9 protein-coding genes and 4 pseudogenes are annotated in these 13,606 nt (G+C 66.6%); 8 read left to right on the forward strand and 5 right to left on the reverse strand.

Going from position 1 to position 13,606, the window contains the following annotated elements:
- Positions 1 to 97: 97 nt before the first annotated feature.
- From ASD05_RS22445 to ASD05_RS22460, 4 genes are read right to left on the reverse strand one after another with little or no spacing between them, the layout of a single operon-like run.
- Positions 98 to 1,432 (reverse strand): MmgE/PrpD family protein, encoded by a 1,335-nt coding sequence (locus tag ASD05_RS22445; RefSeq protein WP_056597246.1) that lies wholly within the window; start codon positions 1,430 to 1,432, stop codon positions 98 to 100.
- A gap of 32 nt (positions 1,433 to 1,464) precedes the next feature.
- Positions 1,465 to 3,549: an acetate--CoA ligase family protein gene (locus ASD05_RS22450; RefSeq protein WP_056597945.1), complete on the reverse strand. Its 2,085-nt coding sequence runs from the start codon at positions 3,547 to 3,549 to the stop codon at positions 1,465 to 1,467.
- Positions 3,550 to 3,554: 5 nt separating this feature from the next.
- Positions 3,555 to 4,355 carry an enoyl-CoA hydratase/isomerase family protein gene (locus ASD05_RS22455; RefSeq protein ID WP_056597248.1) on the reverse strand — a complete coding sequence of 267 codons (801 nt, stop codon included), beginning with the start codon at positions 4,353 to 4,355 and terminating at the stop codon, positions 3,555 to 3,557.
- Positions 4,356 to 4,372: 17 nt separating this feature from the next.
- Positions 4,373 to 5,371 carry a tripartite tricarboxylate transporter substrate binding protein gene (locus ASD05_RS22460; RefSeq protein ID WP_056597250.1) on the reverse strand — a complete coding sequence of 333 codons (999 nt, stop codon included), beginning with the start codon at positions 5,369 to 5,371 and terminating at the stop codon, positions 4,373 to 4,375.
- Positions 5,372 to 5,619: 248 nt separating this feature from the next.
- On the opposite strand from ASD05_RS22460, the gene ASD05_RS22465 reads away from it, so the two are divergent.
- The 8 genes and pseudogenes from ASD05_RS22465 (at position 5,620) to ASD05_RS22490 (ending at position 12,731) form a co-directional block, all read left to right on the forward strand.
- Complete coding sequence (locus ASD05_RS22465) at positions 5,620 to 6,366, forward strand: IclR family transcriptional regulator (RefSeq protein WP_157610210.1); 747 nt, start codon at positions 5,620 to 5,622, stop codon at positions 6,364 to 6,366.
- A gap of 262 nt (positions 6,367 to 6,628) precedes the next feature.
- On the forward strand, positions 6,629 to 7,246 hold a 618-nt coding region (locus ASD05_RS29635; RefSeq protein WP_235508062.1), incomplete at its 3' end, for an aldehyde dehydrogenase family protein.
- Between the two features lies 1 nt (position 7,247).
- Positions 7,248 to 8,155: pseudogene (locus tag ASD05_RS22470) on the forward strand (aldehyde dehydrogenase family protein); the annotation flags it as partial.
- 1 nt (position 8,156) lies between these two features.
- Positions 8,157 to 8,526, forward strand: a pseudogene (locus tag ASD05_RS29640) (aldehyde dehydrogenase family protein); the annotation flags it as partial.
- Between the two features lie 20 nt (positions 8,527 to 8,546).
- Positions 8,547 to 9,872, forward strand: a pseudogene (locus tag ASD05_RS22475) (NAD(P)/FAD-dependent oxidoreductase).
- Between the two features lie 37 nt (positions 9,873 to 9,909).
- On the forward strand, positions 9,910 to 11,052 hold the full coding sequence (locus ASD05_RS22480; protein ID WP_056597254.1) for an NAD(P)/FAD-dependent oxidoreductase: 1,143 nt from the start codon (positions 9,910 to 9,912) through the stop codon (positions 11,050 to 11,052).
- Complete coding sequence (locus ASD05_RS22485) at positions 11,042 to 11,350, forward strand: (2Fe-2S)-binding protein (RefSeq protein ID WP_056597256.1); 309 nt, start codon at positions 11,042 to 11,044, stop codon at positions 11,348 to 11,350. The genes ASD05_RS22480 and ASD05_RS22485 overlap by 11 nt, the downstream gene beginning before the upstream one ends.
- Before the next feature lie 4 nt (positions 11,351 to 11,354).
- Positions 11,355 to 12,731, forward strand: a complete 1,377-nt coding sequence (locus ASD05_RS22490) for an NAD(P)/FAD-dependent oxidoreductase (RefSeq protein WP_235508063.1) — start codon at positions 11,355 to 11,357, stop codon at positions 12,729 to 12,731.
- 627 nt (positions 12,732 to 13,358) lie between these two features.
- Here ASD05_RS22490 and ASD05_RS29645 read toward each other — a convergent pair.
- Positions 13,359 to 13,569, reverse strand: a pseudogene (locus ASD05_RS29645) (IS3 family transposase); the annotation flags it as partial.
- Positions 13,570 to 13,606 lie beyond the last annotated feature (37 nt).

The raw sequence follows: 13,606 nt of genomic DNA on the forward strand, positions 1-13,606 counted from the left end.
CCACTCGAGATCGCCGTGCTCTTGCCCGCGCCCGCGGCAGACCCGGTATCAGCGTGTCATGCGGTCCAGAGCCGCTCGGACTCGGCGCCCCGTCCCATCAAGATTCGTATGCAAGACTGGTCGCACTTTCCAGATGCCACAGCCGCTCAAGAAGCACACGCGCCCGCGCGGCACCGATCACCGGCGTGGACAGTTCGAGAAACTTGCTTTCCAGGTCGGCGTCACTCAGCGGCTCTTCGGGATCGCCCTTCCGATTGGGCTGCAGATGGCTGAGTCGGCGCCCATCCGCGGTGTCGATCTCGATGCGTGCGGCACGCTGGCCCGGAAAGGCCGCGTCGAGCGCCGGATCCACCGCGACCTCCATGCGCTCCATCAGAGCACGCGTCGCAGGATCCTCGAGGCGCGCCGACTCAAACGCCGCCATGCGTACGCTGCCATGCACAAGGGCCGACGCCACCATGTACTTCAGGCTGAAGCGCGCTTCGTTGGCGGAAGTGGGTCGCTCGTAGCAAGCGATATCCAATGCTGGCCGATAGGTGCCTACACGAATGCGAACGATGTCTTCAGTCGCAATATGGTGCTTCGACTGGAGCGCGAGGGCGCCGTCAATCGACGGAAAAGTGTGGCCGCAGCCAATATGGTTCTTGAACGTCAGGCGTGTGATGTGAAAGTCTCGCCCGAGCGTTGCACCAACCTGCGACCAATCCGGCCCGTTGCTCATGGCCTGGCCAAGCCCCGCGTCGCCATCGAGGACATCGAGCGAACCCGTCAGGCCGCGCCGCGCCAGTTGGGCAGCGAGGAGACCCGCCTCGGCTGCACGCCCCGCATGCAGTGGTTTGGACATCGAATCCATCCGGAACGCCTGCTGCAGTCCCGCCGTGAAGGTCGCAACGGTGGCGAGCGCGTGCGCGAAGGCAACTTCGCCGAGTTCCATCAACCCGCCAGCCGCCGCAGCCGCCCCGAAGCTACCCACGGTGCCCGTGCTGTGCCAGAACTTGTAATGCGATCGGCCCATCACGACGCCGATTCGCGTCGAGACCTCGTAGCCAAGCACCACGCCGCGCAGAAACTGAAGCCCTGAGACACCGATGTCCTGCCCCCCGGCCATTGCGGCCGCGATGGTCGCAGCGCCTGGGTGGTACATGGCCTCGCGAAAACTGTCGTCAACCTCTGCGGCATGCGCAGCCGTGCCGTTGACGAGCGCGGCAGCGCGCGCGGTGGCCGGGCGCCCTTGCGCCAGGAAGGCGCCACCACGATCGAGGTCGTCGACCAGGGTCTGCTCCAGCATGCGCACCGGTGCCGCATCCAGGCCCGGGAAGAGCGATGCATACCAGTCGATCACTGCGCGCTTGGCATGATGAATGACTTCGGCAGGGAGCGGCTGCCGGTAAAACTCGGCCGCGTACCGCGCAAATACTTCCGTTGCATGCATCCAGGTTCTCCTGATTGAGGGGTTCGATTTCTTCAGGCGAGAACGACCACGCCATCGGCTGCACGCACGCCCTGCCCCTGCGGCAGCACGAACACCGGATTGATCTCGGCTTCGACTAGACGGTCGCCCAGTTGGGCCGCCATGCGAGAGAAAGCGACGATGGCCGTCAGCAGCGCCTCGACATCGGCCTTGGGCCGGCCGCGAAAGCCGTCCAGCAGCGGCCACGTCTTCAGTTCCTGCGCCATGCTCAGCGCCTCGTCGCGGCTCAGGCCACCTTGCGCCGGCAGAAGCCGCATCGTCGTGTCCTTGAACAGCTCTGCGGTGATGCCGCCCATTCCCAGCAGGATGGCCGTGCCCAGCGCATCACGGTGCATGCCGAGGATCAGTTCGGTACCGCCGGCCACCATTTCCTGCACCAGGAATCGCCGCGGCCTCGTGCCGGTGTTGGCCTCGACCTCGGACGCCATCTGCAGCAGGCGCGCGCCCACCGTGTCGGGCGTGAGGTTGACCGCCACGCCGCCCACGTCGCTCTTGTGCGTGACCTGGGCCGACAGGATCTTCAACACGACGCGGCCACCCAACTCGCGCGCAGCGGCCTCGGCCTGTGCAGGCTCGGTGACGACAAGCTCTCGCGCGCACGGCACGCCGAAACGGCTGAAGAGCTGCTTGGCCTGCGCCTCGTCGAGCGAGCCTGAAGGCAGATCACCCACCGCAACCGGCTGCGTGGCGGCGGTCGGCTCGCCCGGGTCTTCCCACTGGCTGGCCCGCAGCATGGCGCCGAGCGCAGCGGTGCAGCTTTCCGCCGCGGCAAAAGCGGGAACGCCGCGTTGCGTCAGCAGCGCGCCGATTTCCGGCGCGTGCGGGCTCACGTAGGCAATGACGGGCTTGTCCGAGGTCGGCAGGCAGTCCTGGATCGCGCCGGCCATCAATTCGGGCATGGCCAGGCTGGACGAGCCGACGATGATGGTCAAGGCGTCGTAGCTGGGACTCTTCAGCAGCACGTCGATGGCGCCGCGCAGCAAGTCGGGCCGCAGGCCCGCCAGGGTCACGTCGATCGGGTTCCGATCGAGCACGGCGTGGTCGCCGGTCTGCAGCGCGCGCAATGCTTCGGCCGTCGCGGCATCGGGTGCAGGCGTATCGAAGCCCGACAGGCCCAGGTCATCCGACACCAGCGTCCCGGCGCCGCCCGTGGAGGTGAGGATCGCGACCCGGTTGCCGCGCAGCTTGCGGCCCGTGGCCAGTGCGGCGGGAATGTCCAGCAGGTCATTGAATGTCTGGGCACGGATCACGCCCACCTGCCTGAAGAGCGCGTCGTACATGCGGTCGGCACCGGCCAGCGCGCCGGTGTGCGACACCGCCGCCTTGGCGCCCGCCTCGGAGCGGCCGATCTTGAACGCGACCACGGGCTTGCCTGCGCGTGCCGCCTTCAGCGCCGCGGCGCGGAACTTCTCCGGATTGCGCACCGTCTCGACGTACAGCGCGATGACCTTCGTGGCCTCGTCTTCGGCCAGGTGAGCGATGAAGTCCGCCAGTTCCAGGTCGACCTCGTTGCTGGTCGAGATCAGCTTGGACAGGCCGATGCCGCGCACCGCGGCGCGAGACAGCAGCGAACCGAGGATGCCGCCACTCTGCGACACGACGCCGACGCCACCGACGGGAAAGTGCGCCATCTCTAGAGCACCCGTGGCCGACAGCACGATGTTGTCGGTGAGGTTGACGAGGCCGATGGTGTTCGGCCCCAGGATGCGCATGGACCCGGCCGCCTCCATCAGCTGCCGCTGGCGGCGCGCGCCCTCTTCACCGGTCTCGGTGTAGCCGCTGGCCAGCACGATGGCTGCCGCGGTGCCGCGGGCGGCCAGGTCGCGCACCGCCAGGTGGGCGCGCTCGGCCCCGAGCAACACGATGCCCACGTCAGGCACCGCCGGCAGCGAAGCCACGTCCGCATAGCAGGCCAGCTCGCCGATGCGATCGGCCTTCGGATTCACCGGATAGATTTCGCCCGAGAAGCCGTGCTTTACGAGGTACGAGATGGGCCTGCCCGCCGTCTTGGTGGCGTCGCCCGACGCACCGATGACGGCGACGCTGCGTGGCTTGAGGAGTCGGGAGATGGCATTCATGGCGTTCACTCCTTGGCGGCCGGGGCGGAGGTCTTGGCGAGGAACGCCATCACCGATTCGCGATGCTCGGTGCTGGTGTAGCAAATGCCTTGCGCCTGGCTGCCCTGGGCGAACACCTGATGGGCCGACAACTCGAAGCTCTGGTTGAGGATGGTCTTGCCCAGCGCCAGCGCCGTGGCGGAGCCCTTGCTCATTTCGGCGGCCCAGCGCTGCGCCTGTGCAATCAGGCTGTCCGCATCGACCTTGCGATCGGCGATGCCGAGACGAAGCGCCTCTTCGGCCTCGACCTTGCGGCCGCTGAAGATCAGCTCCTTGGCCTTGGCCAGGCCCACGCGGCGAGGCAGAAAGTACATGCCGCCGCCGTCGGGAATGATGCCGCGGTTGATGTAAGACCAGGTGAAGCTCGCCACATCCGACGCGATGATGAAGTCGCAGGCGAGCGCCGTATCGGCACCCAGGCCCGACGCGGCGCCGTTGACGGCGGCGATGGTCGGCTTGGGCATGGTGTGCAGCAGCGACTGCGTGTGGTGCACGCGTTGCTGGCGGCTCCAGCCGTTGAAGCCGACCTCGCCTGCGGGCGCTTGCATCCGGCGCTCCATGCCGGCGATGTCGCCGCCGGCGCAGAAGCCTTTTCCCTTGCCCGTCAGCACCAGGGCGCGAATCGCCTTGTCGTTCGCCACGCGCCCGAGGGCTGCGATGAATTCGGTGCGCATGTCGTCGCTCATTGCGTTGCGCTTTTCCGGGCGGTTCAGCCACAGCGTGGCGACGCCGTCGACGACGTCGAGTTGGATCAGGTTTTCGGTCATTTTTTTGCCCTTGGGCCTCAGTCAGTGGTGATGTGGTTCTCTTTGACCACCTTGCGCCAGCGGGCCTCTTCACCCTTGGCGTAACGGTCGAATGCCTCCGGCGAACCTGCGTCGATCACGAGGCCTTCGCTTTCCACGCGTTTGCGGAAGGCCTCGGTCTGGACGGCTTTCTTTGCGGCAGCGTTCAGTTTCATGATCACGTCCTGTGGCGTTCCGGCCGGCGCATAGAGGCCATACCAGCTGTCCGCCACGTAGCCGGGCACGCCGCTCTCCGCGACGGTCGGCACCTTGGCCAGCGAGGGCGCCGTGGAGCGCGAGGCGGTGGTCACGGCCAGCGCCCGCAGCTTGCCGCTTTCGATGAACGTGCCGACCGCAGCGGCCGTGGCAAACATCACATCGACCTGGCCGCCCAGCAGATCCGTGATGGCCGGACCGGCACCGCGGTAGGGGATGTGCGTGATGTCGGTCTTGGTGAGGTTCTTGAAGAGTTCGCCTGCGAGGTGAGCCGACGTGCCGGCGCCCTGCGATGCAAACGAGAGCTTTCCGGGATGGGCCTTGGCTGCGGCGATGATGTCGCCCACGGACTTGTAAGGACTTTCGGCTCGAACGACGAGCACATTCGGCGAAATGCCCACCAGCATGACGGGCGCAAATGCCTTCTCGTAGTTGTAGGGAAGCTTTGGCAGGAGGCTCGGATTCACCACGTGCGCGACGGTCGCCATGACAAGCGTGTAGCCGTCGGGTCGGCTCTTGGCCACTGCGTCGGTTCCGATGACGGTGCCTGCACCGGGCTTGTTGTCGATGATCACCGGTTGACCCAGCTCCTGGCCCATGGTGATGCCCACGGTGCGCGCAACGAGATCGGTGCCACCGCCCGGCGCGAATGGCACCACGATCTTCACAGGCTTGTCCGGAAACGCCGCGAAAGCGGAGAACGCCGTCAGGCTTGCTGCAACAGTGGCGCAAGAGAAGAAGACGGCTCGTTTGGCACGCGCCAAGGCCAGCGTGATCTGCATGGATTTGTCTCCAGTTTGACAAGGGAAGTACGGGAAGCCCTATCGACGGCCACGTTGACTGCGGTTCTCATCGAATGGGGGAAGCTTAGGTTTGCCAAGCGGTTCGCACACCCCCCTATTTCCAATGGATGGAAATCAGTGATACGCTGCCCGGCGCCACTCCTCACGTCTTCAGCGCCACGTGCCACTCGCGGAACATGTCGAACACACCCTCTGCAAAAGCGCGCCGGCCACACCACGAAGACCCGATGCTCAACCGGTCGCTCGTGCGCGGCGTCGAAGTGCTCAGAGCGTTCAGGCCAGGCGCCGATCTGCTTGGCAACGGCGAGCTCGCGGAACGCACAGGACTGTCCCGTGCCACCGTGAGCCGCCTGACGCAGACGCTGGTGGAAACCGGCCTGCTGGAGCACGATCGCGCCCGTCGGGCCTACCGCCTTGCGGCACATGTCTTGAGCCTGGCCCATGCGATGCGCGCGGGCTCGCCGGTGCTGAACACGGTCGCCCCGCTGATGCGCGCGCTGGCCGAGAAGATGCGCATCAACGTCGGCCTGGCGGTGCCCGATCGCGACGAAATGGTCTATCTCGAATCCGTTCGCTACAACCGCCGCGTTGCGCTGCGCCATGTAGTGGCAGGTCAACGGGTTCCGATGGAACTCACTTCGTTGGGCCGCGCCTATCTGGCGGTCGCTCCGGAACCCACGAGGCGAGCGCTGCTGGCGCAGTTCCGCAGCAGACGCCCCACCGGATGGGGCCAGTTGCGAGACGAGATTCAGTCCGCGAAACTCAGCGTCGAGCAGCGCGGCTACTGCAGCGCCGCATGGCAACCGGAAGTGATCGCCCTGTCAGCGCCGATCGTTCTGGCGGATCGCCCGATCTATGTGCTCAACGTCAGTGTCGCCACCGCAGCCAACATGGACGACGTGGAGCAGGAGCTCAGCGGCCCATTGCTTTCCCTGCGGGAGAAGGCGACAGCCGCTCTTCTGGCATCCGGCTGAGCAGGCCCTCGGCTGGAAGTCGATCCATCCGCTGCATCCGCACTCGACATTGCAGAAGCGCGGTTAGCCGATCGCATGGGGAGCGGAATCGAGGCGTCGGCAGAGCTGATGGTGCGATGGCACGATCTGCTGTAGCGACTCGCACAACCGCAGTCTGCTTTGTGCGAGCCCCCCATTGCAGCACCGGCGCGAGGGGCACGCGGCCTAGACTTTTGGACATCCAAAAGCCCGGCCTCTGCCCCTTTTCCAAAGGACCAACTCCGTGAACTCTTCCATCGTCGAACGCCTCCGGAGCGCTGGCCATCTGGACCGCATGTTCATCGACGGCGAGTGGGTGCTGCCCCAGGGGCAGGCTCGCGCCCCTGTCATCGACCCGTCGACCGAGGAACCCGCCGCGGAGATCGCGCTGGGAGCTGCGCAGGACGTCGATGCCGCGGTGGCTGCGGCGCGGCGCGCCTTCGCCGCCTGGTCCGTGAGTTCCGTTCAGACCAGGGTCTTGCTTCTCGACCGTGTCCACGCCTTGATCCTCGAACGGGCAGAGTCGTTCGCCCAGGTGATCTCGCAGGAGATGGGCGCTGCCATCGGCTTTGCGCGCAGCACACAGGTGCCGGTCGCGGCGCAGCACATCCGCGTGGCCCGGGACAATCTGGCCAGCTATCCGTTTCTCACCCATCGGGGGGACGTGGCCATCATGCGCGAGGCCATCGGCGTGTGCGGCCTGATCACCCCCTGGAACTGGCCGCTCTACCAGATCACCGCCAAGGTCGGGCCGGCCTTGGCRGCGGGATGCACGCTCGTCCTGAAGCCCAGCGAACTGTCGCCGCTGAGCGCCCTGCTCTTTGCGCAGGTGATGCAAGACGCCGGCATCCCGCCGGGCGTCNCGGGACAATCTGGCCAGCTATCCGTTTCTCACCCATCGGGGGGACGTGGCCATCATGCGCGAGGCCATCGGCGTGTGCGGCCTGATCACCCCCTGGAACTGGCCGCTCTACCAGATCACCGCCAAGGTCGGGCCGGCCTTGGCAGCGGGATGCACGCTCGTCCTGAAGCCCAGCGAACTGTCGCCGCTGAGCGCCCTGCTCTTTGCGCAGGTGATGCAAGACGCCGGCATCCCGCCGGGCGTCTTCAACCTGGTGAGCGGCACCGGGCCGGAGGTCGGCGCCGCGCTGTCGGCGCATCCGGACGTGGACATGATCTCGATCACCGGCTCGACCAGGGCCGGTGTCCTGGTGGCCCAGGCGGCCGCCCCGACGGTGAAGCGCGTGGCCCAGGAACTCGGCGGGAAATCACCCAACGTGATCCTGCCGGACGCGGACCTGGCGCGGGCCGTGCCAGCAGGGGTGGCGGCCGCCTTGCGCAACGTCGGCCAGTCGTGCAGCGCGCCGACTCGCATGATCGTGCCGCGCGAGCACCTCCAGGAGGTCGAACGCATCGCGCTCGAAGCGGCGTCCAGCTTCGTCGTGGGCGATCCGCGCTCCGAGCAGACCACGCACGGCCCTGTGGCGAATCGCGCCCAGTTCAATCGGGTGCAGGAAATGATCGGCATCGGAATCGCCGAAGGCGCGCGGCTCGTTTGCGGCGGCCCCGGCCGGCCCGAGGCCTTGAGCCGCGGCTTCTACTGCCGCCCGACCATCTTCTCCGCCGTGCATCCCCGGATGCAGATCGCGCAAGAGGAGATCTTCGGGCCGGTACTCGCGATCATTCCGTACGACAGCGTCGACGAGGCCGTGGAGATTGCCAACGACACCGTCTACGGCCTGGGCGCTCACGTCCAGGGGCAGGACCTTGCNCTGCCGCCCGACCATCTTCTCTGCCGTGCATCCCCAGATGCAGATCGCGCAAGAGGAGATCTTCGGGCCGGTACTCGCGATCATTCCGTACGACAGCGTCGACGAGGCCGTGGAGATTGCCAACGACACCGTCTACGGCCTGGGCGCTCACGTCCAGGGGCAGGACCTTGCAGCGGCGCGCGCCGTCGCGGCGCGCATTCGCTCCGGGCAGGTGCACATCAACTATCCGGCCTGGAGCCCCCATGCCCCCTTCGGCGGCTACAAGCGCTCGGGAAATGGCCGCGAATACGGCATCGAAGGTCTCGAGGAATACCTGGAAACCAAAGCCATTCTCGGCTTCCAGGAAAGCGGCGAAAGCGTCCAGGCTTGAACCGGCGAGCGAAATTCATCATGTCCCCTCCGCTGCACCATATCAACACCTCCTCCAAGCCGCCGGCCTGCGCTGACGTCGTCGTGATCGGCGGCGGCATCATCGGCGTCTTTACCGCCTACTACCTGGCCAAGCGCGGTGTGTCGGTCGCCCTGGTCGAAAAGGGAAGGATCGGCGCCGAGCAATCGAGCCGCAACTGGGGCTGGTGCCGGCAGCAGAACCGCGACGCTCGCGAACTGCCGCTGGCCAGCAAGAGCCTCGACCTGTGGGAACAGTTTGCCGCCGAGAGCGGTGAAGACACGGGGTTTCATCGCTGTGGGTTGTTGTATCTCAGCAATGACGAGGCCGAAATTTCCCGCTGGGCCAGCTGGCGCGATTTCGCGAAAACCGCAGGCGTGACGACTCACATGCTGAGCGGCCGAGAAGCCGCCGAGCGCGGGCAGGCGACCGGCCGCGCCTGGAAAGGCGGCGTCTTCTCGCCTACCGATGGCACCGCCGATCCTGCCAAGGCTGCGCCCGCGGTGGCCGCTGCGCTCATCAAGCTCGGGGGCAGCGTCCATCAGAATTGCGCGGCCCGCGGCATCGAGACGGAGGGCGGAAGAGTCAGCGGCGTCATCACGGAAGCCGGCGTCATCAAGACCAGGACGGCAGTGCTCGCAGGTGGCGCCTGGGCGTCCTCGTTCTGCCGCCAGCTTGGCATCCGTTTTCCCCAGGCCTCGATTCGTCAGTCCATTCTGAGCGTGTCCCCTGTGGAGCATCGCTTGCCGGCTGCCGTGGTGAGCGCGAGCGTGTCCGCCACGCGCCGCAACGACGGACGTTACGCATTGGCCATCAGCGGCCGCGCGCGCGTGGACGTGACGCCTCAGCTCATGCGCTTCGCTCCGCAGTTCGTGCCCATGTTCGCCAAGCGCTGACGCAGCCTTCGTCCGGGAGGCCTGGAAGGCATGCGTGGTGGCCATGAAACGCTGAAGCGGTGGCGGCTCGATGCGCCGACGCCGATGGAGCGGGTGCGCATCCTCGATCCGAAGCCCGATTTGCCCACGATCAGGGAGACCCACCGCCGCGCCGTCGAACTGCTGCCCCAACTTCGCGATGCCAAGATCACGCACGCCTGGGCTGGCTATATCGACAGCACACCGGACGGTATTCCCGGCATCGGCGAGTTGCCGTCCGTGCCGGGCTTCATCCTGGCTGCGGGCTTTTCCGGGCACGGCTTCGGCATCGGCCCTGGCGCCGGCCACCTCATCGCAGACCTTGCCACCGGTGCCGAACCGATCGTCGATCCCATACCGTACCGGCCCGAGCGGTTCAGCGACTCGGCATGGGGCAAGGTCGCTGATTTCTAGGCCGTGCCTGCGACGCGCCGAACCCTGCCCTGCATCCATGTTTTCGAGCGATGTGATCGTGATTGGTGGCGGCTTGGTCGGCACCGCAGTGGCCTACGGGCTGGGCCAGCTTGGCAAGAAGGTCGTGGTCCTGGATGAGGGCGACGACGCGTTTCGCGCATCGCGCGGAAACTTCGGCTTGATCTGGGTTCACGGCAAGGGCCGCGGCGTTCCCCACTATGCCCGCTGGACCCGCGAGTCCGCACGGCAGTGGCCCGCGCTGGCGACGCGACTTCAGGACGAAACCGGCATCGATGTCCAGGCCAGGCAGAACGGCGCTTTCAACCTGTGCTTCTCCGAGGCCGAACTCGAGGCGCGCCGCGAGCGGCTTGCCGCCGTGCGCGACGAGGTGGGCGGCGACTACCCCTACGAGATCCTGGACCGCGCCGCTCTACTGCAGCGATTGCCCCACGTCGGACCGAAGGTGATCGGCGCCAGCTACTCGCCGATGGATGGCCATGTCAATCCGCTCAAGCTGCTGCGCGCCCTGCACTCTGCATGCAACCAGCGGGGCGTGATGCTGAAGACAGGCCACGGGGTGGAGCGCATCACGCACGCAGATGGCGTGTTCACGGCGCACGTCCGGGGCCAGCAGTTCCGCGCGCCCAAGCTCGTCCTGGCCGCGGGGCTGGGCAATGCGCGCCTGGCCGGTCAGGTCGGACTCCATGCGCCGGTGCGGCCGAATCGCGGGCAATTGATCGTCACCGAACGCTGCGAGAAGCTCTTCGACTATCCCACGGGCCATATCCGGCAAACCGACGAGGGCGGCATCCAGATCGGGGAGTCCATGGAAGATGCGGGCTTTGACGACAGCACGACGACCAGCACCTTGGCCGAACTCGCGCGCCGCGCCGTCGCCAGTTTTCCCATGCTCGGCCGGCTCAACGTGGTCCGGGTATGGGGCGCGTTGCGGGTGATGACGCCCGACGGCTATCCGATCTACCAGGAATCGACATCCTGCCCAGGCGCCTACGTCGTCACGTGCCACAGCGGCGTGACCCTCGCGGCGGCCCACGCCTTTCGCATCGCCCCGTGGATCAACGGCGCAGCCGCACCCGAGGAGCTTGACGCGTTTCGGGGGGACCGTTTTCCCGCCGCAGAGCATCCGGCACAGGCCCTGGATCATCACCATGCCTACTGAACCGCTCTTTCGCCCGATCTCGGCCGGCGCCGAGCCCTTCATCGATGTCGAGTTCGACGGTCGCCGGCTTGCGGTGCCGGGCCAGCGCTCTGTCGCTGCTGCCTTGCTGGTAGCCGGTGTGTCGCGCTTTCGTTCCACTCCCGTGTCGGGTGCGCCGCGTGCTCCCTACTGCATGATGGGCGTGTGCTTCGAATGCCTGCTGGAAATCGACGGCGTGGCCAACACCCAAGCCTGCCTCGTGACGATCCAGCCGGGCATGAAGATCCGCTCGCAGGAAGGCGCGCGCCGTGCAGTGTGATGCGGTGGACGTCGCCGTGGTGGGCGCGGGTCCGGCAGGCCTCGCAGCGGCCGCCGCCGCGGCCGAACTGGGACTGTCGGTCGCATTGCTCGACGAGCAGGCGCATCCGGGCGGCCAGATCTATCGCGACGTCACGCAGGCCGGTGTCGATCGGCTGCAGGTGCTCGGGGACGACTACGCCGCAGGCCGGGCCCTGGTGGCGCGCTTCTCGCAATCGACAGCGCGGCACGTCGGCGGCGCTGCCGTCTGGAACATCTCCCGCGATCGCGTCATCCACTACCTGAAGGATGGGCGATCCCGGTCCATGACGGCCGGCCAGATCATCCTGTGCACCGGTGCGATGGAGCGGCCATTTCCGATTCCTGGCTGGACGCTGCCCGGCGTGATGACGGCCGGGGCGGCGCAAATCCTTCTCAAGAGCGCCGGCACGGCACCGTCGCAGCCGGTCGTGCTGGCCGGCTGCGGACCGTTGCTGTACCTGCTGGCCTGGCAGTACTTGCGGGCCGGGGTGCGCATCGGCGCCATCGTCGACACCACGCGGCGCGGCGACTGCCTGCGGGCCCTGCCCCATCTCGGCGGCGCCCTGGCGGGATGGCGCGACCTGAGAAAAGGCCTGGGCCTGATCCGCAGCATCCGCGACGCCGTCATCCCCCATCACCGTGCCGCAACCGACCTCGCCGTGGAAGGCGGCGCACGGGCCACGGCCCTGCGCTTTCGTGTGGGAGCCACGTCGCACCGCGTGCAGTCCGATCTCATCCTGCTGCACCAGGGCGTGGTGCCGAACAACCAGATCACGGCGTCGCTGCGCCTGGCGCACCGTTGGGACGACCAGCAGCTGTGCTGGGTGCCGGCGGCCGATGCCTGGGGTCGCCTCGAGCTGGACGGCTTCCTGATCGCCGGGGATGGGCGGGGCATCGTCGGCGGCTCGGCAGCGGCCTTGCAGGGGCAGCTCGCCGCCCTGGCCGCGGCGCACGACGCCGGGCGCTTGTCCGAACCCGAACGCGACCGCCGGGCCGAGCCTCTGCAGTCGGCGCTTCGCCGCCAGCTGCGCATCCGGCCCTTCCTCGACGTGCTCTACCGTCCCAAGATCCAGCATCGCGTGCCGGCCGACGACGTGATCGCCTGCCGCTGCGAGGAAGTCACGGCCGGCGAACTGCGCCGATCGGTTGCCCTGGGCTGCCTGGGGCCGAGCCAGGGCAAAGCCTTCACGCGCTGCGGCATGGGCCCCTGCCAGGGCCGCCTTTGCGGCCTCACCGCCACCGAGGTCATCGCGCATGAGCGCGGAGTCTCTCCGGCCGAGGTCGGCCACTACCGGGTCCGCCCTCCCATCAAGCCGATCACGCTTGAAGAGCTGGCCGCACTTTGTGTTCTTTGCCATTAATGTCTGAGACACGATCACCAGCGAAATGTTCGGAGCGACGACTTTGCCCCGACGCTCCGAAGTCTGAGACAACCGCGCGAGTCGACTCCGTATGGCGCAAACCGCGAGCAACAAAGTCCGAGACAACCACCCGGGCTACATAAGTCGCGCTGCTTTGCCGGGTGAGGTCGGGTTTGACGCGCGTCAGATACTAGAGTTGTCCCGGATTTCCATCTTTTACCCACCAAGCCGCTGTCCTTTTGTGCACACCGACACTCATGGCTTGCAGCGCGCATTGACCTAGCCAGAAGAAGGACGGCTGGCATTTTAAGGCGCGCACAAGCGGCGGGGGCTGCGCACCTCGTGAACGGGTCCGTCTAAATGCCACGCTCCTCCCAAGCGGCATTGAATCCAACAGGTCGTTCGCCGGTAGGCCCAGCTGACGAATCGTCCCCTTGTTGAGAACTCACGCGACGTCCGAGGCCTGTGCGAGGTGTCATTCGATCCGAGAGGATCCAGTTGCCGCGCTTTTGAGCTTGAGTTGCTTATCGTCTGACACGATCTGCTATGGCTTGAAGCCGACGCTTGAATCAGCGCATCGACTGCAGGCTTAGCAGCGTTTGCGATCGGTCATACCTGTGAAGTCATTCAGGACGGCACCTGTGCTATCGCAAGTCCAAGGCTCACCCGGTATTCGATAGGGCGGAGAGAACCGAGAGAGATCTCGATCCGCTTCTCGTTGTACCAGCCAATGTACGAGTCGACCGCTTCGATGGAATTGCTCAATGGAGGCGTTCTTCCAGTCCCGAGGATAAAAAAGCTCGTTCTTCAGCCGACCGAAGAAGCCTTCGCAACCCGCGATGTGAGCGCCTATTGTTACCGCATGAAACGAGGGC

The organism is Variovorax sp. Root434, assembly GCF_001426595.1.
Lineage (GTDB): Bacteria > Pseudomonadota > Gammaproteobacteria > Burkholderiales > Burkholderiaceae_C > Variovorax.